The 25738-nt window shown below is 70.5% G+C and carries 16 protein-coding genes; 12 read left to right on the top strand and 4 right to left on the bottom strand.

Annotated elements, in window-relative coordinates:
* The first annotated feature begins 435 nt into the window (after positions 1-435).
* Positions 436-2022 carry an RNA polymerase sigma factor gene (locus AC3IX6_RS08825; RefSeq protein WP_489369672.1) on the top strand — a complete coding sequence of 529 codons (1587 nt, stop codon included), beginning with the start codon at positions 436-438 and terminating at the stop codon, positions 2020-2022.
* Between the two features lie 141 nt (positions 2023-2163).
* A complete protein-coding gene (locus AC3IX6_RS08820) occupies positions 2164-3135 on the top strand; it encodes a serine protease (RefSeq protein WP_489369671.1) in 972 nt (323 codons plus the stop codon).
* Between the two features lie 107 nt (positions 3136-3242).
* Here the strand turns inward: AC3IX6_RS08820 and AC3IX6_RS08815 are convergent, their stop codons facing one another.
* Positions 3243-3479 (bottom strand): DUF7455 domain-containing protein, encoded by a 237-nt coding sequence (locus tag AC3IX6_RS08815; protein ID WP_112449103.1) that lies wholly within the window; start codon positions 3477-3479, stop codon positions 3243-3245.
* Positions 3480-3925: 446 nt separating this feature from the next.
* Here AC3IX6_RS08815 and AC3IX6_RS08810 point away from each other — a divergent pair, with 446 nt between their 5' ends.
* From AC3IX6_RS08810 to AC3IX6_RS08800, 3 genes are all read left to right on the top strand, one after another.
* Complete coding sequence (locus tag AC3IX6_RS08810; protein ID WP_250746547.1) at positions 3926-6046, top strand: DNA gyrase/topoisomerase IV subunit B; 2121 nt, start codon at positions 3926-3928, stop codon at positions 6044-6046.
* Between the two features lie 186 nt (positions 6047-6232).
* Positions 6233-6781 carry a DUF485 domain-containing protein gene (locus AC3IX6_RS08805; protein ID WP_489369670.1) on the top strand — a complete coding sequence of 183 codons (549 nt, stop codon included), beginning with the start codon at positions 6233-6235 and terminating at the stop codon, positions 6779-6781.
* Positions 6778-8370 carry a solute symporter family protein gene (locus AC3IX6_RS08800; protein WP_389690755.1) on the top strand — a complete coding sequence of 531 codons (1593 nt, stop codon included), beginning with the start codon at positions 6778-6780 and terminating at the stop codon, positions 8368-8370. The genes AC3IX6_RS08805 and AC3IX6_RS08800 overlap by 4 nt, the downstream gene beginning before the upstream one ends.
* Positions 8371-8414: 44 nt before the next feature.
* Here the strand turns inward: AC3IX6_RS08800 and AC3IX6_RS08795 are convergent, their stop codons facing one another.
* Together AC3IX6_RS08795 and AC3IX6_RS08790 are read right to left on the bottom strand one after the other, a co-directional pair.
* Positions 8415-9221 (bottom strand): response regulator, encoded by an 807-nt coding sequence (locus AC3IX6_RS08795; protein WP_489369669.1) that lies wholly within the window; start codon positions 9219-9221, stop codon positions 8415-8417.
* The gene (locus tag AC3IX6_RS08790; RefSeq protein ID WP_489369668.1) at positions 9218-10825 is read right to left on the bottom strand and encodes a sensor histidine kinase; all 1608 of its coding nucleotides are present in this window, start codon (positions 10823-10825) and stop codon (positions 9218-9220) included. The genes AC3IX6_RS08795 and AC3IX6_RS08790 overlap by 4 nt, the downstream gene beginning before the upstream one ends.
* Positions 10826-11064: 239 nt before the next feature.
* Between AC3IX6_RS08790 and AC3IX6_RS08785 the strand changes: the two genes are divergently transcribed.
* The 7 genes from AC3IX6_RS08785 (at position 11065) to AC3IX6_RS08755 (ending at position 24380) form a co-directional block, all read left to right on the top strand.
* A complete protein-coding gene (locus tag AC3IX6_RS08785) occupies positions 11065-15357 on the top strand; it encodes a galactose-binding domain-containing protein (protein WP_489369667.1) in 4293 nt (1430 codons plus the stop codon).
* Positions 15358-15539: 182 nt separating this feature from the next.
* Complete coding sequence (locus AC3IX6_RS08780; RefSeq protein WP_489369666.1) at positions 15540-16559, top strand: LacI family DNA-binding transcriptional regulator; 1020 nt, start codon at positions 15540-15542, stop codon at positions 16557-16559.
* 234 nt (positions 16560-16793) lie between these two features.
* Positions 16794-18194, top strand: a complete 1401-nt coding sequence (locus tag AC3IX6_RS08775) for an ABC transporter substrate-binding protein (protein ID WP_489369665.1) — start codon at positions 16794-16796, stop codon at positions 18192-18194.
* Between the two features lie 107 nt (positions 18195-18301).
* Complete coding sequence (locus AC3IX6_RS08770) at positions 18302-19210, top strand: carbohydrate ABC transporter permease (protein WP_489369664.1); 909 nt, start codon at positions 18302-18304, stop codon at positions 19208-19210.
* 13 nt (positions 19211-19223) lie between these two features.
* The gene (locus tag AC3IX6_RS08765; RefSeq protein WP_250746509.1) at positions 19224-20099 is read left to right on the top strand and encodes a carbohydrate ABC transporter permease; all 876 of its coding nucleotides are present in this window, start codon (positions 19224-19226) and stop codon (positions 20097-20099) included.
* Between the two features lie 80 nt (positions 20100-20179).
* Entirely contained in the window at positions 20180-21796 is a 1617-nt protein-coding gene (locus AC3IX6_RS08760) for a glycoside hydrolase family 13 protein (RefSeq protein ID WP_489369663.1), read from the top strand.
* Between the two features lie 97 nt (positions 21797-21893).
* The gene (locus tag AC3IX6_RS08755; RefSeq protein ID WP_489369662.1) at positions 21894-24380 is read left to right on the top strand and encodes a discoidin domain-containing protein; all 2487 of its coding nucleotides are present in this window, start codon (positions 21894-21896) and stop codon (positions 24378-24380) included.
* A gap of 64 nt (positions 24381-24444) precedes the next feature.
* On the opposite strand, the gene AC3IX6_RS08750 is transcribed toward AC3IX6_RS08755, so the two are convergent.
* Positions 24445-25734, bottom strand: coding sequence for a citrate synthase (locus tag AC3IX6_RS08750; protein WP_489371377.1), 1290 nt, complete (start codon positions 25732-25734; stop codon positions 24445-24447).
* Positions 25735-25738: the final 4 nt, after the last annotated feature.

The raw sequence follows: 25738 nt of genomic DNA, 5'->3' as shown, positions 1-25738 counted from the left end.
GTCCCGGGCGGAACCCCCGGACGGAGTCCGGGGAGGGTCCGGCGGCAGCGGAGTCTGGCTCCCCGCCGGGGTGCTGAGCGCCCCGGCCGGTTCCCGGCTCCGGCCCACGGCCGCCGGGACACCGATTCCGGGGAGTCGTCCGGCCCGCGAAACGGGGCGTGTTCGGGCACACCGGACGTGCAGAAATAACGGTATGACCGGCATGGCATCAAACGGGGTGTGACTCGGGCCACGAAGATTGGGCGTAACGCTCCGCGAGGTCACGCGATGACCTAAGAGGTGATGGCCGACGGAGGGAAGACAGCAGCCCTTGGGGGTGCTGTGCAGCTCCCCGGCCCCTGCCCGCGCCCCCGGCCCATCCCCAGTCGGTGGTCGTCGGCTCCGGTCCAGCACCACCAGGCCGGGGTCGGAAGCCGTTTCCATCGTTCCGAGAGGTTGTTCGTGTCGGCCAGCACATCCCGTACGCTCCCGCCGGAGATCGCCGATTCCGAGTCTGTGATGGCGCTCATCGAGCGAGGCAAGGCCGAGGGGCAGATCGCCGGCGATGACGTGCGTCGGGCCTTCGAGGCTGACCAGATTCCTGCGACCCAGTGGAAGAATGTTCTGCGCAGCCTCAACCAGATCCTCGAGGAAGAGGGTGTGACGCTGATGGTCAGTGCCGCGGAGTCGCCCAAGCGCACCACCCGCAAGAGCGTCGCAGCGAAGAGCCCCGTCAAGCGGACGGCGACCGAGCCCGTCGCCAAGAAGGCGGCGGCCGCGCCCGCCGCGGCCGAACCGGACGCGGTGGCCGAGGCGGCGGAACCGGGGGGCATCGACGCCGAAGCCCTCGCGGAGGGGACCGCGACCGAGCCCGCCGCCAAGAAGACGGCGGCGAAGAAGACGGCGGCGAAGAAGGCCGCGCCCGCCAAGAAGACCGCGGCGAAGAAGACCGCGGCGAAGAAGACCGCCGCCAAGAAGGACTCCGACGAAGCGGGCGACGAGGAGTCCACGGAAGACGGTCCCGGGGCCGCCAAGGCCGAGTCCGAGGACGAGGAGGAAGGCGCCGAGAGCAAGGGCTTCGTCATCTCGGACGACGAGGACGACGCCCCGGCCCAGCAGGTCGCCGTGGCCGGCGCCACCGCCGACCCCGTCAAGGACTACCTCAAGCAGATCGGCAAGGTCCCCCTCCTCAACGCCGAGCAGGAGGTCGAGCTCGCCAAGCGCATCGAGGCCGGACTCTTCGGCGAGGACAAGCTCGCCAACTCCGACAAGCTGGCGCCCAAGCTCAAGCGCGAGCTGGAGATCATCGCCGAGGACGGCCGTCGGGCCAAGAACCACCTGCTGGAGGCCAACCTCCGCCTCGTGGTCTCCCTCGCCAAGCGCTACACCGGCCGCGGCATGCTCTTCCTGGACCTGATCCAGGAGGGCAACCTGGGTCTGATCCGCGCCGTGGAGAAGTTCGACTACACCAAGGGCTACAAGTTCTCCACGTACGCCACCTGGTGGATCCGGCAGGCGATCACCCGCGCCATGGCCGACCAGGCCCGCACCATCCGCATCCCGGTGCACATGGTCGAGGTCATCAACAAGCTGGCCCGGGTCCAGCGCCAGATGCTCCAGGACCTGGGCCGCGAGCCCACCCCGGAGGAGCTGGCCAAGGAACTCGACATGACCCCCGAGAAGGTCATCGAGGTCCAGAAGTACGGCCGCGAGCCGATCTCCCTGCACACCCCGCTCGGCGAGGACGGCGACAGCGAGTTCGGCGACCTCATCGAGGACTCCGAAGCGGTCGTGCCGGCCGATGCCGTGAGCTTCACGCTCCTGCAGGAGCAGCTGCACTCGGTTCTCGACACGCTGAGCGAGCGCGAGGCCGGCGTGGTCTCGATGCGCTTCGGCCTCACGGACGGTCAGCCCAAGACGCTCGACGAGATCGGCAAGGTCTACGGGGTCACCCGTGAGCGCATCCGCCAGATCGAGTCGAAGACCATGTCGAAGCTCCGCCACCCGTCCCGGTCCCAGGTGCTGCGCGACTACCTCGACTGATCCGGACTGATCCGGCCGGAGACGGAGCAGGGCGCGGCGAGGGGTTCGCCGCAGGTCGTCGCCGGTGGCCGCGCGGGTGCGCACGGCCACCGGGCGTCCCACTCTGAGTGGAGTCATGCACACTCGGAGTCAGGAGGCCTCATGCGTCGTCCCTTTGCCCGTGTCCTGGCGGGAGCGCTGACCCTGGCGGCGGGAGCGGCGGCGGCGCCGCTCTTCCAGGCGCCGCGAGCCGCCGCGGACAGCGTGGTGATCGGCGGAACGCCGGTGAAGGTGGCCGATGCCCCCTGGGTCGTGGCCCTCGCGAGCCGTGACCGGTTCGGGGGTACGCGCGGCGGGCAGTTCTGCGGGGGCGTCCTCGTCGCCCCGACCAAGGTGGTGACCGCGGCCCACTGCCTGGGGCGCCAGGTGCTGGGCGGCCCGGTCGACTCCGTCCGCGATTTCCGGGTGATCACCGGGCGTACGGAGCTGCGCGCGGGCGAGGGCAGGGAGATCGCGGTGCGTTCCGCCCGGGTGAACCCGGCCTACGACCCGGGCAGCAATGCCGGAGACCTGGCGGTCCTGGAGCTGGTCGAAGCCGTGGCCGCCCAGAACGTGCTGCCGATGGCCGGCCCCGGGCATCCGGCGTACGGGGCCGGCACCGAGGCGGCCGTATACGGCTGGGGCGACACCAGCGGCTTCGGCGACTACGCCTACGCGCTGCGGGCCGCCAGGGTGACGGTGCTGGCGGACGAGGTGTGCGGGCGGGCCTACCCCGGAGACGCCGACGGTCAGTACCGGTCCGACTCCATGGTGTGCGCGGGGGACCGCGAGGGCGGCAAGGACGCCTGCCAGGGGGACAGCGGCGGTCCCCTGGTGGCCCAGGGCCGGCTGATCGGGCTGGTGTCCTGGGGGCGCGGCTGCGGGCGGGCGGACAGCCCGGGGGTGTACACGCGGATCGCACCGCTGATCGGCTTCGTCGCCGACTCCGTCAGCGACTCCGTCAGCGGCCCGGAGGCGGCCCGGGGGGAACCGGGCCGTCCTGGTGCCCGCGGAGTGCTGGGGATGGACGTACGCCCCGCTCAGGGGCCCGGGAGGGCCCTCGTGGCGGGGGACCGGGCCCCGGCGGGGCGCTGAACCCCGTCCGGACATGAGGACGGGCGGTCCCTCTGGGTCGCAGAGGTACCGCCCGTCGACCGGCATCGCCGGTCCTGGCTCGTCGGATGCGAGGTGTAGGCCTTGTGTCAGCGGTCCTCGGGTTCGGCGGCACTGGCCGCCGGAGCGGACGTAAGCCGCTCGGTCTCATCCTGTATTTCCGCGGCGATCTTCTTGAGTTCCGGCTCGAACTTGCGTCCGTGGTGGGCGCAGAAGAGCAGTTCACCGCCGCTCAGCAGGACGACGCGCAGATATGCCTGGGCGCCGCAACGGTCGCATCGGTCAGCGGCCGTCAGCGGGGTCGCGGGTGTCAGAACAGTAGTCACGTCGCCTCTTCTCTAGCTCGACGAGCTGTCGTACCAGGGTCAACATCCAACCAGGCCGAAAACGTTCCCGCTCGCGGCTTTTCCTCGAAACTTCCTTCCGAAGCTGGCCGGCCGTTGCCGGTTGGCGGCGAAGGAGCCGTATTGCGTTGCTTTACGGTTTCGCGTTGTCAGGTCGTTCGCTTGTCGCAGTTCTGCCCTCTCCGGCTGAGTGCCGGTTGTTCATGAGGACGTGCCCGAACACTAAATGGTTCATGCGCGGAAGGGAACGTGATGTTTGCTTCACCCTCACGGGGGATCGAACATGCGTACGGACCTGCACTAGGCTGGTGAAGGGGCTGGGATGGCGTTGCATCGGCTCTACCAGGCCTCGGTACCCTTCCAACGGCAACCGAGCCACCACTGCGCCCGACCGGGCCAGAAAAAGAATTCAGCGAGGAGCGAACTGCGTGACCGCCGACACGTCCGTGCCTTCCAGCGCACTGCTGACCGGAGCAGACCGGGACGGCTCCAACTACACCGCGCGGCACCTGCTCGTCCTCGAGGGCCTCGAGGCCGTCCGCAAGCGCCCCGGCATGTATATCGGCTCCACCGACAGCCGGGGCCTCATGCACTGCCTCTGGGAGATCATCGACAATTCCGTCGATGAGGCCCTGGGCGGCTACTGCGACCACATCGAGGTGATCCTCCACGAGGACTCCTCCGTGGAGGTCCGCGACAACGGTCGCGGCATCCCCGTGGACATCGAGCCCAAGACCGGTCTCTCCGGCGTCGAGGTCGTCATGACCAAGCTGCACGCCGGCGGCAAGTTCGGCGGCGGGTCGTACGCGGCCTCCGGCGGCCTGCACGGTGTCGGTGCCTCCGTCGTCAACGCCCTCTCGGCGCGTCTGGACGTGGAGGTCGACCGGGGCAGCGCGACGCAGGCGATCAGCTTCCGCCGCGGCGTCCCCGGCATGTTCACCGAGCAGGGCCCCGACAGCCCCTTCGACCCCGCCAACGGTCTGCGCAAGGGCAAGCGGATCGCCAAGGGCAAGACGGGCACCCGGATCCGCTACTGGGCCGACCGGCAGATCTTCCTCAAGGACGCCAAGCTCACGCTGGACACGCTCTACCAGCGCGCCCGCCAGACGGCCTTCCTCGTGCCCGGCCTGACCATCGTGGTCCGCGACGAGCGGGCCCTGGAAGGGGCCGGCAAGACCGAGGAGACCTTCCGCTTCGACGGGGGCATCAGCGAGTTCTGCGAGTACCTCGCCCAGGACAAGGCGGCCTGCGACGTCCTGCGCCTGACCGGCACCGGCATCTTCAAGGAGACCGTCCCGGTCCTCGACGACCGCGGCCACATGACCCCCACCGAGGTCACCCGTGAGCTCGGCGTGGACATCGCCCTGCGCTGGGGCACGGGGTACGAGACGAACGTGAAGTCGTTCGTGAACATCATCGCCACCCCCAAGGGCGGTACCCACATCTCCGGCTTCGAGCGCTCGGTCACCAAGACCGTGAACGAGGTGCTGCGCTCCGCGAAGCTGCTGCGCGTCGCCGAGGACGACGTGGTCAAGGACGACGCGATGGAGGGCATGACGGCGGTCGTCACCGTCCGCCTCGCCGAGCCGCAGTTCGAGGGGCAGACCAAGGAGGTGCTCGGCACCTCGGCGGCCACCCGGATCGTCGCGGCCGTCGTCGCCAAGGAGCTCAAGGCGTTCCTGACCTCCACCAAGCGGGACGACAAGCAGCAGGCCCGCTCCGTGATGGAGAAGATCGTCGCGGCCGCCCGGACCCGGATCGCGGCCCGCCAGCACAAGGAGGCGCAGCGCCGCAAGACCGCGCTGGAGTCCTCCTCGCTGCCCGCCAAGCTGGCCGACTGCCGCAGCGACGACGTGGAGCGCAGCGAGCTCTTCATCGTCGAGGGGGACTCGGCGCTCGGTACGGCCAAGCTCGCCCGGAACTCCGAATTCCAGGCGCTGCTGCCCATCCGGGGCAAGATCCTCAACGTCCAGAAGTCCTCGGTCTCGGACATGCTCAAGAACGCCGAGTGCGGGGCGATCATCCAGGTCATAGGAGCCGGCTCGGGCCGGACCTTCGACATCGACGCCGCCCGGTACGGGAAGATCGTCCTGCTCGTGGACGCCGATGTGGACGGCGCGCACATCCGCTGCCTGCTGCTCACGCTCTTCCAGCGCTACATGCGCCCGATGGTCGAGGCGGGCCGGGTCTTCGCCGCGGTGCCGCCGCTGCACCGGATCGAGCTCGTCCAGCCGAAGAAGGGCCAGGACAAGTACGTCTACACGTACTCGGACAACGAGCTGCGCCAGACCCTGCTGGAGTACCAGCGCAAGAACATCCGCTACAAGGACTCGATCCAGCGCTACAAGGGCCTCGGCGAGATGGACGCCGACCAGCTGGCGGAGACCACCATGGATCCCCGTTTCCGCACCCTGCGCCGGATCAACATCGGCGACCTGGACTCGGCCGAGTCGGTGTTCGACCTGCTCATGGGCAACGAGGTGGCTCCGCGCAAGGAGTTCATCACCAGCTCCGCCGCCACCCTGGACCGGTCGCGGATCGACGCCTGACCGGACCCGGGGCCACCCGGGGCCACCGGCTGAGCTCCGGTGGCACTTCCCTGGCACTGGCACACCGGTGCTCTTCGCTCCATCACCTGATGGAGTGAAGAGCACCGGGACACCAGTCCGGAAACCGTCCCTCCCGCACATCCTTGTGGGCACGCGGCCACTGCGGCGGCGGACAAGGAGAGTTCGGTGGACAAGCACGAAGGTCGTGATGCCGGAACGATCCGGCTGGACGACCCCTGGTACGACGCGCTGGCCGTCGGTTGGGGCGAGGGCGAGGGTGCCGGCGTAGGCGAGGGGCCCGGTGGAGCCGCGGGCGGTGGAGCGGAAACGTCACCGCCGAGCTCCTCCCCAGGTGGCGCACCCGCACGCGCGGCGTCGGACATCTACCTCGAAGTGCAGCGCAGCGCCGCCTTCCAGGAGGTGCGCGGCCGCTACCGGAGGTTCGTCGTCCCCGCCACCGCCGGCTTCTTCCTCTGGTACGTCGCCTACGTGATCGCCGCCACGACGGCGCCCGGCATGATGGCCCGGCCGGTGTTCGGATCCGTCAACGTGGCCCTGCTCGCGGGCTTCGGCCAGTTCCTCAGCACCTTCCTGCTGACCTGGGCCTACGCCCGCCACGCCCGGCTGCGGCGCGACCGCGCGGCGTTGGACCTGCGCTGGACGGTCTTCGAGCAGGAGCAGGTCCGCCGGGCGGACGCCGGGGAGCGGACCCGCGCACGGGGGGCGGGCCGGTGACCACGGAGCACCAGACCCTGGCGCTGCTCCTGTTCAGCGTCTTCATCGCCGTCACCCTGGGCATCACCACCTGGGTGAGCCGCAACCGGCACGGTTCGGCAGAGGAGTTCTACGCGGGCGGGCGGCTGTTCTCCCCGATGGAGAACGGTTTCGCCATCGCCGGCGACTACATGTCCGCCGCCTCCTTCCTCGGCATCTCCGGCCTCATCGCCCTCTTCGGCTACGACGGCCTGCTGTACTCGGTGGGCTTCCTCGTCGCCTGGCTGGTCGTCCTGTTCCTCGTCGCCGAACTCGTCCGCAACTGCGGCCGGTTCACCCTCGCCGACGTGGTCGCCGCGCGGATGAGCGAGCGGCCGGTGCGGATCGCCGCCGGGACCTCGTCGGTGGTCGTCTCCGTGCTGTACCTCGTCGCGCAGATGGTCGGTGCGGGCAGCCTCGTGGGCCTGCTGCTCGCCGATTCGGGCCGGGCCGCACGGACGCTGACCGTCATCGGGGTCGGGGCGCTCATGGTGATCTACGTGTCCTTCGGCGGCATGCGGGCCACCACCTGGATCCAGATCGTCAAGGCCGTGCTGCTGATGGGCGGGGCGATCACCCTGACGGTGCTCGTGCTGCTGCGCTTCCACGGGAACTTCGACCAGCTGCTCAGCAGCGCCGCCGAGCGCAGCGGGCACGGCGACCGGTTCCTGGGCCCCGGGCTCAAGTACGGAGGCGACTGGACGGCCCGCTTCGACTTCATGAGCCTCGGGCTCGCGCTGGTCCTGGGGACGGCCGGGCTGCCGCACATCCTGTCCCGGTTCTACACCGTGCCCACGGCGCGGGCGGCCCGCCGGTCGGTGGTGTGGGCGATCGGGCTGATCGGCGGCTTCTACCTGATGACCATCGTGCTCGGCTTCGGTGCGGCGGCGCTGCTCGGGCCGGAGGAGGTCCGGGCCTCCAACGCCTCGGGGAACACCGCGGTTCCGCTGCTCGCGGCCTTCCTGGGCGGCGGGGCCGACTCGACCGGCGGCGCGGTGCTGTTCGCCTTCGTGGCGGCCATCGCCTTCGCGACCATCCTCGCGGTGGTCGCGGGAATCACCCTCGCCTCGTCGGCCTCCGTCGCGCACGACCTGTACGCCTCGCTCAAGCGCCGCCACGCCCGGCAGCGCAGCGAGGTGGCGGTGGCCAGGGTGGCGGCGGTCGGGATCGGGGCGGTGGCGATCGCGCTGGGTCTGCTCGCGCAGGACCTGAACGTGGCCTTCCTGGTGGGTCTGGCCTTCGCGGTGGCGGCCTCGGCGAACCTGCCGGTGCTCCTGTACTCGCTGTTCTGGCGCGGGTTCACCACGCGGGGCGCCGTCTGGTCGGTGTACGGGGGGCTGCTTCCGGCCGTGCTGCTGGTGGCTCTGTCCCCGGTGGTCTCCGGCAGCCCCGAATCGCTTTTCCCCGGCGTGGACTTCCAGCTCTTCCCGCTCCAGAACCCGGGCATCGTGTCCATCCCGCTGGGCTTCCTGGCGGGCTGGCTGGGCACCGTGACTTCGGCGGAGGAGCCGGACGAGCGGCGGCACGCGGAGACCGAGGTCCGCGCGCTGACGGGCGCCGGGGCGGTGTAGGGCCGGCCGGGCGTCCGCCCACGACCGGCCGCCGCCGGTCGGTGTCAGCCGGTCGTGGGCGGACGCCAGGCGTAGCGGTGTTCGGGGCGGCCCGTTTCGCCGTACCGGAGGGCGAGGACGACGCGGCCGGCGCGGTCGAGGAGCTTGAGGTAGCGCTGGGCGGTCTGGCGGCTGATGCCCGCGCGGTCGGCGATCTGCTGGGTGGAGAGCGGGCCCTCGGCCGCGCGCAGGATCCCGCGGACCAGGTCGGCGGTGGTGGGGGAGTGGCCCTTGGGGAGGTCGCTCGGGGCGTCGGCGCCGGCCGCGGCGAGGGCGCCGAAGATCCGGTCCACCTCGGCCTGTTCGGCCTCGCCGCCCGTGTCCAGGGTGCGGCGCAGGGCCCCGTAAGCCTCCAGCCGGGTGCGCAGGCCCGCGAAGGTGAAGGGCTTGACCAGGTACTGGAGGGCGCCGAGGCGCATCGCGGCCTGGACCGTGGCGAGGTCGCGGGCGGCCGTCACCATGATCACGTCGGTGTGGTGGCCGCGCTCGCGCAGGCGCCGGACCAGGTCGAGGCCGTTCTCGTCGGGGAGGTAGTGGTCGAGGAGGATCAGGTCCACCGGGCGTGAGTCGAGGAGCGCCAGAGCCTCCGCCGCCGAATGGGCCTGGGCCGCCACGCGGAAGCCGGGCACCTTGGCCACGTAGGCCGCGTTGATCCGGGCGACCCGCAGGTCGTCGTCGACGACCAGTACGTCAAAAGCGGTGGAAGCGGTGGAAGCGGTGGAAGCGGTGGAAGCGGGGGAAGCGCTGGACGGGCTGGACGGGCTGGACGGGCTGGAGGCACCGAAGCCGCCGGAGGCGTCGAAGGTGCTCATCGCAGGGCCTCCGGGAGGACGACGGAGAATTCCGTCCCGCCGTCCGCCGCCTCGCCGGCCCGGACCGTGCCGCCCTGCCGTTCGGCCAGGCGCCGCACCAGGGCGAGGCCGAGCCCGCGTCCGCGGTGGGCGCCGGCCTGGGGCTGCTTGGTCGACCAGCCCTCGGTGAAGATCTCCTCGCGGCACGCCACCGGGATGCCGGGGCCGCTGTCGCGGACGAGCAGGACCGCCGTGCGGCCGTCGGCCCGGATGTCGACCTCGACGAGCGGCGCGGACGAGCCGACCGCGGCGTCCAGCGCGTTGTCGACCAGGTTGCCGAGGATGGTGACCAGGCCTCCGGGGTCGACCAGGCGGTCGGGCAGCAGCGCGGATCCGGCCAGCCGCAGGGGGACCCCGCGCTCCGCCGCGACCGTGGCCTTGCCCATCAGCAGGGCGGCGAGCAGGGGGTCGTGCACCTTCTCGGTGACCTGCTCGGCGGTGCTGCGGTGCACCCCGACCACCTCCGTGACGAAGTCGACGGCTTCCTCGTACAGGCCCAGTTCCAGCAGGCCGAGGAGGGTGTGGAGCCGGTTGGCGTGCTCGTGGTCCTGGGCGCGCAGGGCGTCGATCAGGCCCTTGGTGGAGTCGAGCTCGCGGCCCAGGTGTTCCAGCTCGGTGCGGTCGCGCAGGGTGGCCACGGCTCCGCCGTCCTCGGTGGGCATCCGGTTGGCGACCAGGACCCGGGCGCCCTGGACGGTGAGCAGGTCGCGGCCGGTGACCCGGCCGGTGAGGACGTCGGTGGTGCGGCCCGCGCCGAGCACCTCGTCCAGGGCGCGGCCGGTGGCGGCGCCGGCGGCCTCGGGGGCGAGGCCCAGGAGCCGGGCCGCCTCGTCGTTGACCAGCCGGATCCGGCCGGCCCGGTCGAGGGCGATCACGCCTTCCCGGATGGAGTGCAGCATCGCCTCGCGTTCGGCGAGCAGGCCCGCGATATCGGAGAAGGCCAGGTCGCGGGTCTGCCGGTGGATCCTGCGCGAGAGCAGGTAGGCGGCGAGGGCGCCCGCCGCGAGGGCGCCGCTGGCGTACGCGAGCAGGCCCGGGATGGCGCCGAGCAGGCGGCCCTGGACGCTGTCGTAGGCGATGCCGACCGATACGGCGCCGACGATCTCCCCGTCGGCGGCGAGCAGGGGGACCTTGCCGCGCGCCGAGCGCCCCAGGGTGCCCTCGTCGATCTCCATGACCTCGCGGCCGGCCAGGACCTCGCCGGGGTCGGTGGAGACGGGCCGCCCGATGCGGTCGGGGCTCGGGTGCGAGCGGCGGATGCCGTCCAGGTCCAGGACGACCACGTACTCGGCGCCCGTGGCCGAGCGGATCCGCTCGGCGGAGGTCTGTACCGGGCTGTCCGGCGAGGGAGCCGAGCCGAGGAGGCCGGCGGCCAGGGAGGGGTCGGCGGCGGCGCTCTGGGCGATGGCCAGGGCGCGCCGCATGGCCTGGTCGTCGAGCTGCGCGCTCAGCGGGGCCAGGAAGAGGCCGGTGGCCAGGGCGAGGACCCCGGCGGCGATGGCCAGCTGGGTCAACAGGATCTGGGAGGCGGCCCGCCGGGGCAGCCCGAGGCGCCGAGTGCTCATGGGGAGGAACCGCAGGGACCGCATGAGTACGAACGGTAGGCCGGTTCGGGCCTAAGTGGAATGTGGCCCTATCACGCAAATGGCTTGCGTTATTTGCGCCCAGCTTGCGCAAGCGATGACGGCATAAAAGTGCGGTCAGGGATGTAGACGACTCGCCAAAGCTCTGCAACTCTCGCACCGCACGCTGCAAATTCCTATCTCCCATGGTTCAGAAAGTTCATGTCGAGGGACGAGGACATATGAGAAGGCACAACTGGAGATGGCGGACCCTGGCCGCCTTGATCAGCACGGCCCTGCTGATGCTGGGCTGGCCCGCTCTGAGCGCCGTGGCCGCCGGCGGACCGAGCGTCTCGGCGGGCAGGCCCGCCACGGCGAGCAGTACCAACGGCGCCTACGCGGCCGGCAACGTCACCGACGGCAACCAGTCCTCGTACTGGGAGAGCGCCGGCAGCACCTTCCCGCAATGGGTGCAGACCGACCTCGGAGCCACCACCCGCGTCGACCAGGTGGTGCTCAAGCTCCCCGCCTCATGGGAGAGCCGCAACCAGACCCTGTCCGTCCAGGGCAGTGCGGACGGCACCAGCTTCAGCACCCTGGTGAGCTCGGCGACCTACACCTTCGGCCAGGGCGCCGGAAACATGGTCACCATCGCCTTCCCGGCCACCCAGGCCCGGTACGTGCGGATCGACATCACCGCCAACACCGGCTGGCAGGCCGCCCAGCTCTCCGAGCTGGAGGTCCGCGCCCCCGGCGAGTCCGGTACCAACCTGGCCCTCGGCAAGACGCTCACCGCGAGCAGCAACACCCAGGTCTACGTGCCGGGCAACGCCAACGACGGCAACACTGCCAGCTACTGGGAGAGCGTCAACAACGCCATGCCCCAGTGGCTCCAGGCCGACCTGGGCTCCTCCGTCCGCGTGGACCGCGTGGTCCTCAAGCTCCCCGAGAACTGGGGCGCCCGCACCCAGACCCTCAAGATCCAGGGCAGCGCCAACGGAACGGACCACCTCGACCTGACGGCGTCCAAGGGGTACGAGTTCAACGCCGCCGGCGCCAACACGGTGAGCATCTCCTTCGACGCCACCACCACCCGCTACGTACGGGTGTGGATAGCGGCCAACTCCGTACAGCCCGGCGGGCAGCTCTCCGAGCTGGAGATCTACGGCCCGACCACCGGTGACACCCAGGCCCCGACCGCCCCGACCGCCCTCGCCTACAGCGAGCCCGCGACCGGCCAGATCAAGCTCACCTGGAACGCCGCCACCGACAACACCGGGGTGACCGGGTACGAGGTCTACGCCAACAACCAGCTGCGCACCAGCGTCGCGGGCAACGTCACCACCTACACCGACACCCAGCCCGCCTCCGCGAGCGTGACCTACTACGTCCGGGCCAAGGACGCGGCCGGCAACCAGTCGGCGAACAGCAACAGCGTCACCCGCGCCGGCGACACCGGTGACACCCAGGCCCCGACCGCCCCGGGGGCCCTGACCTTCACCGAGCCGGCCGCCGGCCAGATCAAGCTGAACTGGCAGGCCTCCACCGACAACGTCGGCGTCACCGGCTACGAGGTGTTCGCCAACAACGTGCTGCTCACCACGGTCGCGGGCAGCGCGACCAGCCACATCGACAGCCAGCCGGCCACCGCCACCGTGAGCTACTTCGTCCGGGCCAAGGACGCGGCGGGCAACCGCTCCGGCGACAGCAACTCCGTGACGCGCAATGGCAGCGGAGGCACGGGCGGCTCCAACCTGGCCGTCGGCAAGCCCATCGAGGGCTCTTCCGTGATCCACACCTTCGTCGCGGAGAACGCCAACGACAACAGCACCTCCACCTACTGGGAGGGAGCCGGCGGCGCCTACCCGAGCACCCTGACCGTCAAGCTCGGCGCCAACGCCGATGTCGACCGCCTGGTCCTCAAGCTCAACCCGGACAGCAGCTGGGGCACCCGCACCCAGAACATCCAGGTGCTCGGCCGCGAGCAGAGCGCCTCGGGCGTCACGGGCCTGGTGGCCGCCAAGGACTACGTCTTCAACCCGTCCTCCGGCTCCAACACCGTCACCATCCCGCTGAACGCCCGGGTCGCGGACGTACAGCTGCGCTTCACCTCCAACACCGGGTCCTCCAACGGCCAGATCGCCGAGTTCCAGGTCATGGGCGTCGCGGCGCCCAACCCGGACCTCCAGGTCACCGCGGTGAGCGCGAGCCCGGCCGCCCCCGTGGAGTCGGACTCCGTCACGCTGTCCGCCACCGTCAAGAACAGCGGCCCGGCCCCGGCGCCGGCGACCACCGTCTCCTTCCAGCTGGGCGGCTCGAAGATCGCCTCCGCCAACGTGCCCGCGCTGGCCGCCGGCGCCTCGGCCACCGTCACGGCCGGCATCGGCCCGCGCGACGCGGGCAGCTACGCGCTGAGCGCGATCGTCGACGAGGCGAACACGGTCGTCGAACAGAACGACACCAACAACAGCCTCACCGGCTCCCCGCTGGTGGTCCGCCCGGTCGACAGCTCTGACCTGGTGGCCTCGTCCGTCGGGTGGTCGCCGAGCGCCCCGTCCGCCGGCCAGTCCGTGGAGTTCTCCGTCACGGTCAGGAACCAGGGCACCGTGGCCGCCGCCGCGGGCACCCACAACGTCACCCTCACCCTCCAGGACGCGGGCGGCGCCACCATCCGTACGCTGACCGGATCCTTCGGCGGCGCGCTCGCGGCCGGTGCCTCCTCGGCGCCGATCGCACTCGGCAACTGGACGGCGGCCAACGGCAAGTACACCGTCAAGGTGGTCCTCGCCGACGATGCCAACGAACTGCCGGTCAAGCGCGGCAACAACACCTCCACCAAGCCCTTCTTCGTCGGCCGCGGGGCGAACATGCCCTACGACACCTACGAGGCGGAGGACGGCGCGGTCGGCGGCGGAGCCAACGTCGTCGGTCCCAACCGGACCGTCGGCGACATCGCCGGCGAGGCCTCGGGCCGCAAGGCCGTGAACCTGGACGCGACGGGCGAGTACGTCGAGTTCACCACCCGGGCCGCGACGAACACCCTGGTCACCCGCTTCTCCATCCCGGACGCCCCGGGCGGCGGCGGCATCGACTCCACCATCAACGTCTACGTCAACGGCGTCCTCAAGAAGGCCCTGCCGCTGACCTCGAAGTACGCCTGGCTCTACGGGGCCGAGGCCGGCCCGGGCAACGCGCCGAGCGCCGGAGCCCCGCGGCACATCTACGACGAGGCGAACATCCTCCTCGGCGAGACCGTCCCGGCGGGCAGCAAGATCCGCCTCCAGAAGGACGCGGCGAACACCACCACCTACGCGATCGACTTCGTGAGCCTGGAACAGGCCACGGTGATCCCCAACCCCGACCCGGCCACCTACACGGTGCCCGCCGGCTTCACCCACCAGGACGTGCAGAACGCCCTGGACAAGGTCCGCATGGACACCACGGGCAAGCTCGTGGGCGTCTACCTGCCGCCGGGCGACTACGCCACGGCGAGCAAGTTCCAGGTGTACGGAAAGGCCGTGCAGGTCGTCGGCGCCGGGCCGTGGTTCACCCGCTTCCACGCCCCGTCCTCGCAGGACAACACCGACAACGGATGGCGCGCGGAGGGCACCGCCAAGGGCTCGTCCTTCACGGGGTTCGCCTACTTCGGCAACTACACCTCGCGCATCGACGGTCCCGGCAAGGTCTTCGACTTCTCCAACGTGACCGACATGACCATCGACAACATCTGGAACGAACACCAGGTGTGCCTGTACTGGGGCGCCAACACCGACCGGATCACGATCAAGAACTCGCGGATCCGGGACACCTTCGCCGACGGCATCAACATGACCAACGGCAGCACGGACAACCTCGTGACCAACATCGAGGCGCGTTCCACGGGTGACGACAGCTTCGCGCTGTTCTCCGCCATCGACGCGGGCGGCGCGGACATGAAGAACAACGTCTACGAGAACCTGAGCGCCATCCTGACCTGGCGCGCGGCCGGTGTCGCCGTCTACGGCGGCTTCGACAACACCTTCCGCAACATCTACATCGCCGACATCCTCGTCTACTCGGGCATCACCATCAGCTCGCTGGACTTCGGGTATCCGATGAACGGATTCGGGACCGACCCGACGCTCTTCGAGAACATCTCGATTGTCCGGGCCGGAGGCCATTTCTGGGGGGCGCAGACCTTCCCCGGAATCTGGATCTTCTCGGCTTCCAAGGTGTTCCAGGGAATCCGCATCAACAACGTGGACATCGTCGATCCGACCTACAGCGGAATCATGTTCCAGACGCAGTACGTCGGAGGTCAGCCGGTCAATCCCATCAAGGACACCGTTCTGAAGGACATCACCATCACGGGGGCGAAGAAGAGCGGTGACGCCTTCGACGCCAAGTCCGGCTTCGGTCTCTGGGCGAACGAGATGCCCGAGGCGGGACAAGGGCCGGCGGTGGGTGAGGTCACCATCCAGAACCTGAGGATGAGCGACAACGCCGTGGACGTGCGGAACACGACCTCGACGTTCAAGATCAACCAGCTGCCGTAGCGGGCGGCGCGCACCGGGAAACGAGGGCGGCGGGGCATCCCTTCGGGGTGCCCCGCCGCTCGCGGCCCGGAGGCCCGCCGGGGCCGGCGGGACGCGGGGGGTTCCGCGCCGGTTTCCGATGGGCCAAACTGGCCGTAATCGAACTGCAAGGAACTTGCATTGTTTGCGCTACTCTTGCGCTCATGACGCGACGACTTGCTCAAGTGGCGAAGAAGGTGGGGGTCAGCGAGGCAACGGTCAGCCGGGTGCTCAACGGCAAGCCGGGCGTCTCGGACGCAACCCGCCAGTCCGTGCTCACCGCACTGGACGTCCTCGGCTACGAACGCCCCACCCAGCTGCGCGGCGAACGTGCCCGGCTGGTCGGCCTGGTCCTGCCCGAACTCCAGAACCCGATCTTCCCGGCCTTCGCCGAGGTGATCGGCGGAGCGCTGGCCCAGCAGGGGCTGACCCCGGTGCTCTGCACGCAGACCACCGGCGGGGTCTCCGAGGCCGACTACGTCGAGCTCCTGCTCCAGCAGCAGGTCTCCGGCGTCGTCTTCGCCGGCGGGCTCTTCGCGCAGGCCGACGCCCCGCACGAGCACTACCGGCTGCTCCACGACCGCAAGGTCCCGGTGGTGCTCATCAACGCCTCGATAGAGGACCTCGGCTTCCCGTGCGTCTCCTGCGACGACGCCGTCGCGGTCGAACAGGCCTGGCGCCACTTGGCCTCCCTCGGTCACGAGCGCATCGGGCTGGTGCTGGGCCCGCCCGACCACATCCCCTCCCTGCGCAAGCTGGTGGCCGCCCAGGCGGTCGCCGCGGCGGCCGGCACCGAGCTGCCCGCCGCACACGTGGAGCGGGCGCTGTTCTCCCTGGAGGGCGGCCACGCGGCCACGTCGAGACTGCTGGACCGCGGGGTGACCGGCATCATCTGCGCGAGCGACCCGCTGGCCCTGGGGGCCATCAGGGCCGCCCGCCGGCGCGGCCTGGACGTACCCGGCCAGGTCTCCGTCGTCGGGTACGACGACTCGGCCTTCATGAACTGCACGGAACCCCCGCTGACCACCGTCCGCCAGCCCATCGAGGCCATGGGCAGGGCGGCCGTGGAGCTGCTCACCGCGCAGATCCAGGGGGCCGCCGTGCAGCCCGGGGAGCTGCTCTTCGAGCCCGAGCTCGTCGTGCGGGGCTCCACCGCGCAGGCCCCGCGCCCCCGTCCGGAGTAGCGCCCCGCCGGGCTGCACCGAGTTCGACCCCCGGCCACAGGGCCCCGCAACGTCCCGCTGACGTTGTGGGGCCCTGTTTTGCGTTCACCGCCCGCGCCACCCGGCGCTCCGCTGCCAATCTCTTGCGAAATCTGCGCGAGATATTGCGTTCATCTGTCGGTGGTGATTGAGTGTGCCGCGCTCGCCTCCTTACACGCCCCACGCCTCCTGCTCGATGCTCGAAGGGGACCACCGATGAGAACCAACATCCGTCGCACCACCGCGACCGCCCTCGTCTCGGCGCTCGCCGTCACCGCCCTCGCGGCCTGCGGCACGAGCAGCAGCGGGGACGACACCAAGAACCAGCCGTCCGGCGGTTCCACGGACGCCTCCGCACCGCTCGACCCGAAGACCAAGGTCACCATCTCCATCGACTGCATGCCGCCGGCGGCGAAGGCCGCCGAGCTCAAGCAGTGGAAGGAGGACGTGGCGGAGTTCAACAAGACCTACCCGAACGTCACGATCGACGGCCGCTCCACCCCCGGCCAGTGCCTGGAGCCCCCGCGGTTCACGGCGATGCTCAAGGCCAAGTCGCAGCCGGACGTCTTCTACGCGTACTTCACCGACCTCAAGCAGGTCCTGGACAACGACGGAGCCGAGGACATCTCGGCGTACGTCACGGCCAAGACGGTTCCGGGCATCGACGACATCGACAAGAACGTCGTCAACACCCTCAAGCAGGACGGCAAGCTCTACGGGCTGCCCACCAGCAACTACACGATGGGCCTGCTGATCAACCGCAAGCTCTTCCAGCAGGCGGGCCTCAACCCCGACCAGCCCCCGCGCACCTGGGACGAGGTCCGCGCGGCCGCCAAGAAGATCGCGGCGCTCGGCAACGGCACCGCCGGCTACGGCGAGTACAGCGTCGAGAACACCGGCGGCTGGCACTTCACCGCAGCCATGTACGGCATGGGCGGCGACGTCGTCGGAGCCGACGGCAAGGCGGCCTTCAACAACCCGACCGGCAAGCAGCTCGTGGACAACCTCCACGCCATGCGCTGGGAGGACGACAGCATGGGCAAGACCCAGCTGCTCAAGTGGGGTGACCTGCAGAAGCAGATGGCCTCGGACAAGCTCGGCATGTTCCTCGCCGCGCCCGACGACATCACCTACATGGTCCAGCAGCTCTCCGGCAAGTACGAGAACTTCGGCATGGGCCCCATCCCCGGCGGCGCCGCGACGCTGGCCGGCGGCAACGGCTACATGATCAAGAAGGGCAGCTCGCCGGACAAGGTCAAGGCCGCCATCGCCTGGCTGAACTTCAAGACGCTCGCGGTCGGCAAGGGGCAGTTCCAGTACGACCGTTCCAAGGCCGACGGCCTGCCGGTCGGGCTTCCGCAGCCCGCCTTCTTCACCGGTGCCAGCAAGGCAAAGGACGACGAGCTGAAGGCCGCCAACGCCACCATGCCGGTCGTCAACTTCAAGCCCTTCCTGGACAACCCGGTGGCCGGCAAGGCCGAGCCGGCGAAGGCCCAGGAGGTCTACAAGGTCCTCGACAAGGTGATGTCGGCGGTCCTGACCAACAAGGACGCCGACTCGACGCAGCTCCTCACGGAGGCCGAGAAGGCCGTCAACCAGGTGCTGGCCAACCAGTAGCGGTCCCGGCCGGGGGAGGTCCGGGCGGCCTCCCCGGCCCGGACCCGCCCGCAGGCCCCGTACCCCCGCGCAATCGATGGCGACGACCCACCAAGGAGCGAGCGGCGATGTCGGCTCCCACCCTGCCCGGTACCTCTCGCGAGGAATTCGTCCGGGCGTTCAAGCGGAACCTCTCGGCCCACGGATTTCTGATCGGTGCCGTCCTCTGCTTCTCCTTCTTCTCCTGGTACCCGATGGTCCGGGAGTTCCTGCTGGCCTTCCAGAAGACCGAGGGCGGAGCCGTCCACTGGGTCGGCTGGGACAATTTCCGCTACGTCTTCAACGATCCGGCGTTCTGGCAGGCCTGGCGCAACACCCTGCTCTTCAGCGGGCTCGCGCTGGTACTCGGCTTCGCCGTCCCGTTCGTGGTCTCGATCGTGCTCAACGAATTCCGGCACGCACAGGGTTACTTGCGCCTGCTGGTCTACCTCCCGGTGATGATGCCGCCGGTCGCCTCGATCCTGCTCTTCAAGTACTTCTACGACCCCGGATACGGGGTCTTCAACAGGATTCTGGAATTCCTGCACCTGCCGGCGCAAGACTGGCTGCAATCCACCGATACCGCGATGCTCTCCGTCGTCATCGCTTCCACGTGGATGAACATGGGCGGCGCGACCCTGATCTACCTGGCAGCCCTCCAGGGCATCCCCGGCGAGCTCTACGAGGCGGCGGAACTCGACGGGGCCGGGGTGCTGCGCAAGATCTGGCACGTGACGATCCCGCAGACCAAGCTCATCCTCTCGCTGATGCTGCTCATGCAGATCATCGCGACGATGCAGGTGTTCGTCGAACCGTTCATGCTCACCGGCGGCGCCGGCCCCGAAGGCTCGACCACCACCGTCGTCGTCCTCATCTACCAGTACGCCTTCAGTTTCAACCAGTACGGCGGCGCCGCGGCCCTGGGCCTGTGCCTGCTCGTCCTGCTCGCCGGCTTCTCCGCCGTGTACGTCCGGCTGAGCCGCGACAACGAGAACTGACGGGAGCACCCACATGTCAGAGCGCACGCTGATATCCCCGGCCCAACTCGGCCGCACCCGAGGCAAGATCGCCTACTGGACCGTCCTGGCCGTGGTCGTGATCGGCTTCACGGTCGTCTTCCTCGGGCCCCTCTACTGGATGGTCGCCAACGGCCTCAAGAGCACCGCGGAGTTCACCCAGGTCCCGCCGACCGTGGTCCCGGACTCCCTGCACGCCGAGAACTACTCGGCGGCCTGGAAGGTCATGGACCTCGCCAAGCTGCTGTTCAACACCCTCTACTACGCGTTCGGCGCCCTGGCCTTCCAGCTCGTCCTCGACGTGGCCGCCGCCTACTCGCTCTCCAAGCTACGGCCGGTCTTCGGCAAAGCGGTCCTCGGCATGATGCTGGCGACACTGATGATCCCGGCCACCGTCCTCGTCGTACCGCAGTACCTCACGGTCCTGGACATGCCGCTCATCGAGCGGAACCTGCTCAACACGCCCTGGGTGATCTGGCTGCCCTCGGTCACGAACGCCTTCAACATCTTCCTTCTGAAACGATTCTTCGACTCCATCCCCGGCGAGATCCTCGATGCCGCCGCCATCGACGGAGCCTCCTCCCTGCGCACCCTGCGCTCCGTGGTCCTGCCGATGTCCCGGCCCGTCCTCGGCGTCGTGTCGATCTTCGCCATCGTCGGGGTCTGGAAAGACTTCCTCTGGCCCATGCTCACCCTCCCCGACCCGGCCCTGCAGACGCTCAACGTCGGCATCTACTCACTCGCCAGGGGAGTGCCCGAGAACCATCTCGTCGCCGCGCTCGCGATGGCCTCGGCGCCCACGCTCATCATCTTCCTGATCTTCCAGCGCAACATCATGAGCGGCTTGACGGCAGGCTCCCTCAAGGGGTGAGAACCACCCCGCACCGCCGCCGTGCCCGGTCGCCCCCCGTGAGAACCGCTGTGAAGAGACCGCCGTGAAAGGACCCCTCCGTGGCTGACTTTCCCCTGCCCGAAAACGCCGTCGACTGGTGGCGCTCGGCCGCCATCTACCAGGTGTACGTACGGAGCTTCGCCGACGGCGACGGGGACGGCACCGGTGACCTCGTGGGCGTCCGCGCCCGCCTCCCCTACCTCGCCGAACTGGGCGTGGACGCCCTGTGGTTCACCCCCTGGTACCTCTCCCCGCTCGCCGACGGCGGCTACGACGTCGCCGACTACCGCACCATCGACCCCGCCTTCGGCACCCTCGCCGAGGCCGAGAAGCTCATCGCCGAGGCCCGTGAACTGGGCATCCGCACCATTGTCGACATCGTCCCGAACCACGTGTCCGACCAGCACGCCTGGTTCAAGGCCGCCCTCGCCGCCGGCCCCGGCAGCCCCGAACGGGAGCTCTTCCACTTCCGCCCCGGTCGCGGGGACCACGGCGAACTGCCGCCGGGGGACTGGCCCTCGCAGTTCAACGGAGCCGCCACCTGGACGCGGGTACCGGACGGGGAGTGGTACCTGCACCTCTTCACCCCCGAGCAGCCCGACCTCAACTGGGACCACCCCGCCGTCCGCCGGGAGCACGAGGAAGTCCTGCGGTTCTGGTTCGAGCGCGGAGTGTCCGGCGTGCGGATCGACTCCGCGGCCCTGCTCGCCAAGGATCCGGCCCTGCCCGACCTGGCCGGCCGCTCGGCCGAGCCGTGGCCGCCCGGGCCCGGCGAGATCCACCCGTACATCGACCGCGACGACCTGCACACCATCTACCGCTCCTGGCGCGCCATCGCCGACGAGTACGGGGCCATCTTCGTCGGCGAGGTCTGGCTGCCGGACTCCGAGCGCTTCGCCCGCTACCTGCGCCCCGACGAGCTGCACACCGCCTTCAACTTCTCCTTCCTCAGCTGCCCGTGGGACGCCGGCCGGCTGCGTACCTCCATCGAGGAGACCCTCGCCGAGCACGCCCCCGTCGGAGCCCCCGCCACCTGGGTGCTGTGCAACCACGACGTGACCCGTACGGTCACCCGCTACGGACGCGCCGACACCGGCTTCGACTTCGCCACCAAGGCCTTCGGAACCCCCGCGGACCTGGCCCTCGGCACCCGGCGGGCCCGCGCCGCCGCGCTGCTCACCCTCGCGCTCCCCGGCGCCGTCTACGTCTACCAGGGCGAGGAACTGGGGCTTCCCGAGGCGGAGATCCCGCTCGACCGCATCCAGGACCCCATGCACTTCCGCTCCGGCGGCACCGACCCCGGCCGGGACGGGTGCAGGGTCCCGCTGCCGTGGACCGACGAGCCGTGGAACGAGTCCTGGCTGCCCCAGCCCGCGGACTGGCCGGCGTACGCAGCGGACCGGCAGGCCGGGGACCCGGACTCGATGCTCACCCTCTACCGGACGGCCCTGGGCCTGCGCCGGGCCGCGGCCGGCTTCGGCGGCGGGTCGCTGGAGTGGCTGCCCGCGCCGCCCGGAGTGCTCGCCTTCGGCCGCCCCGACGGGCTCGTCTGCGTGGTCAACCTGTCCCCGGAGCCGGTCCCGCTGCCGGCCCACACGAGCCTCCTGCTGAGCAGCTCCGCCCCGGATGCGGAGGGGCTGCTCGGGCAGGACACGGCGGTCTGGCTGCGGACCTGACGCCGCAGCCGGACCGCCCGGACCGCCCGTTCCGCGCGCCCCACCCCGTAGAGCCGCCCGCGCACACCCCCGTACCGCAGGGAGAGGTCCCACCGTCATGAGCGCAGCAGCAGCACGCATCGCAGCACGCGGAAGGCCGGCCAACGCGCTGCTCGCCGCGCTGGCCGCCACCGCCGTCCTCGGGGCGGCCGCCGCCCTCCCGCTGGTGGCGGCCCCCACCGCGACGGCGGCTTCGGCCGTCCTGTCCCCGCTGGACGTCCAGGGGCGCGGGGCGACCGTGCCCTTCACCGAACAGGAGGCGGAGCGGGCGGCCACCAACGGATCGGTGATCGGGCCCGACCGGACCTACACGAGCCTGCCCGCCGAGGCGTCCGGGCGCAGCGCCGTACGGCTGGACGCGGCGGGGGAGTACGTCGAGTTCACGCTGGCCAAACCCGCGAACGCGATGAGCGTGCGCTATTCCGTGCCGGACAACGCGGCCGGCACGGGGATCAGCGCACCCGTGGAGCTGAAGCTGGACGGGACCAAGCTGAAGGACCTGGACTTCACCTCCAAGTACAGCTGGTTCTACGGCAGCTATCCCTTCACCAACCAGCCGAACGGCGACAAGCCGCACCACTTCTACGAGGAGACCCGCACCCTCTTCGGGAAGACCCTCCCGGCGGGCTCCAAGGTCCGCCTCACCCTGGCCTCCCTCGGCGCCACCCCGTGGGCGGTCGTGGACCTCGCCGACTTCGAGGAGGTCGCGGCGCCGGGCACGAGGCCGGCCGGCTCGTTGTCGGTGACCGACTTCGGCGCCGATCCGAACGGTTCCGCCGATTCGACGACCGCCTTCCAGCAGGCGGTGGACGCGGGCGCGGCGCAGGCGAAGGAGGTGTGGATCCCGCAGGGCACCTTCAAGCTGACCGATCACGTGGTGGTGGACAAGGTGACACTGCGCGGGGCCGGACCCTGGCACTCCGTCCTCACCGGGCGCCACCCCACCGACCGCGGCCGCGCGGCGGGGATCTACGGGAAGTACGTACAGGGCGGCGGATACGGCGGACAGATCCGCCCGCACGAGAGCGGCGGGCCGAGCAGAAACGTCACGCTGAAGGACTTCGCGATCATCGGCGAGATCGCCGACCGCATCGACGACGACCAGGTCAACGCCATCGGCGGGGCGATGAGCGACTCCGTCGTCGACAACGTGTGGATGCAGCGGACCAAGGTCGGGGCCTGGATGGACGGCCCGATGGACAACTTCCACATCAGGAACAGCCGGATCCTCGACCAGACGGCGGACGGGGTGAACTTCCACTGGGGCGTCACCCGCTCCTCCGTGGAGAACACCTTCCTGCGCAACCTGGGCGACGACGGCCTCGCCATGTGGGCGGACACCAAGAACAACGTCGCCAACTCCTTCAGCCACAACACCGTCGTCCTGCCGATCCTCGCCAACAACATCGCGATCTACGGCGGCAAGGACATCAGCGTCACCGACAACGTGGCCGCCGAGACCCTGTCCAACGGCGGCGGCCTGCACGTCGGCAACCGCTACCCCGGGGTCACCCCCGGCCAGGGGACGGACGTGTCGGGGACCTTCACCCTGGCCCGCAACACCCTGATCCGGACCGGGAACACCGACTACGGCTGGAACTTCCCGATCGGCGCCGTGTGGTTCGACAGCCGGGCGAGCTCCATCGACAAGGCCGCGATCAACGTGACCGACAGCGACATCCTGGACAGCTCCTACGCCGCCATCCACTTCGTGTCCGGCAGCACGAAGGGCGTGCACTTCGACAACATCACCATCGACAAGACCGGCACGTTCGCGCTCCAGTTCAACGACCCGGCCGAACTGTCCATGAGCAACGTCAGGGCCACCCGGATCGGCTTCACCGAGCCGGTCTACAGCTGCCTGGGCGCGCAGCTGAAGCTGACGCAGGGCAGCGGTAACTCCGGTTGGAACACCAAGCTGCCGAACACCTACTGCGGGCCGTTCCCCCCGGCGACCGACCAGCCGGGACCGGAACCGACGCCGAGCCCTACTCCCACGCCCACGCCTACGCCGAGCCCTACTCCCACGCCCACGCCCACGCCGACGCCGACGCCGACGCCGACGCCGACGCCCACGCCGACCCCGACTCCTACGCCCACCCCGACCCCGACCCCGGACCCCACCCGCAACCTGGCCCAGGGCCGGCCGGTCGCCGAGTCCTCGCACACCCAGGGCTATGACGCGGCCAAGGCCGTCGACGGAGACCCGAACAGCTACTGGGAGAGCCTCAACAACGCCTTCCCGCAGTCGCTCACGGTCGACCTCGGGGCCGCCACACCGGTCCACCGCGTGGTCCTGAAGCTTCCGCCGCCGGCCGCCTGGGGGGCCAGGACCCAGACCCTGTCCGTCCTCGGCAGCTCCGACGGCTCGGGCTTCACCACCGTCGTCGCCGCCCAGGGCTACGTCTTCGACCCGGCGAGCGGGAACAAGGTGACCATCGCCCTTCCCGCCGGTACGAACCTGCGCCACCTGCGGCTGGCCTTCACCGGCAACACCGGCTGGCCGGCCGGGCAGCTCGGCGAGTTCGAGGCCTACGCCGGCTGAGCCGGGGCACCCCGAGGGGACACCCACCCCCAAGGGAACCCCGAGCCCCGCAACACCCCGCCCGTCACGGCAACGGCTGTGGCGGGCGGGGCCCGTGGTACTGCCCGCTCGGTCGCATCCGCAGCGGGTGCTCCTCGTACTCCTCCAGCGCGTGCGCGATCCATCCGGCCGTACGGGCCACCGCGAAGACCGTCTCCCCGGCCTCCGGGGCCATCCCGCAGGAGACGGTGAGCACCGCCAGCGCCAGGTCCACATTGGGGTACAGGCCGCCGCCGTGCCGGGCCATCACCCCGGCCACCTCGCGCGCCGCGCCCAGCGCCGGGCCGGCCTGCGCCAGCGGCTCCAGCCGTGCGAACAGCGCCGTCGCCCGCGGATCCTCGGCCCCGTACAGCCGGTGCCCGAGCCCGGGCACCCTGCGCCCGGCCCGCAGGTACTCCGCCACCACCGGAGCCGCGCCGCCCCGCTCCAGCACCTCCACCAGCATCCGGTGCGCGAGCCGCCCGGCCGCTCCGTGCAGGGGGCCTTCGAGCGCGCCGAGCCCGGCCGAGACCACCGCGTACGGGTGCGCGCGCGCCGACGCGGCCACCCGTACGGCCAGGGTCGAGGCGGCCAGGTCGTGGTCCGTGAGCAGGGCCAGGGCGAGGTCCAGGACGGCCAGCGCGTCCGGGTCGGGGTCCAGGGCGGAGAGCCGGGGCCACAGCTGCCGGGCGAGGCGGCCGTCCCCGCCCCACTGCGCCGGGCCCACCTCGGGCAGGGCGCCGACCAGGGTGGGGATCAGGGAGCGCGCGGAGCCCAGTACGGACGGCGCGGACAGGTCGAAGCGCAGCGGGTCGGCGACCGCCGCGGCGGCGACGGCCACCCGCAGCCGGTCGATCGGACCGCTGTGCTCGGGCAGTGCGGCGACCGCCCGGCGGGCCGCGGCGAGGGACTCCGGGGGAGCGGTGAACCGGGCCCCGCGCACCAGGGTCCCCGTCCAGAGCCACTCGGCGACCTCCTCGTAGCGGTACCGGGAGGCCAGTTCCACGGCGTCCACGCCACGGAAGTAGTACCGGTCGGACTCGATGAGGGTGAGCGCGGTGCGTACGGAGAGCTCCCCGGCGGAGGCGGCGGATCCGGCGGGCCCCGCGGCCTCGCGCCGACTGCGCCGGGCCAGGTCCTCCACCTCGCGGGCGTCGAAACTGCTGGAGCGTCCGACCGGGTCGCGGCGGCTCGTGAGCTGGCCGCGGCTGACGTACGCGTATACGGTCGCGGGCTTCACCCCCAGCAGCCGGGCCGCTTCCTGGGTGCCGATCCTTCGCTCACCGGGCTCACCGGGCTCACCGGGCTCACCGGGCTCACCGGGCTCGTCGTTCATGCCG

It is taken from the genome of Streptomyces sp. GL_141 (assembly GCF_057834385.1).
The sequence above is the reverse complement of the archived record's forward strand: the minus strand, read 5'-3'. Positions and strand labels throughout refer to the sequence as shown.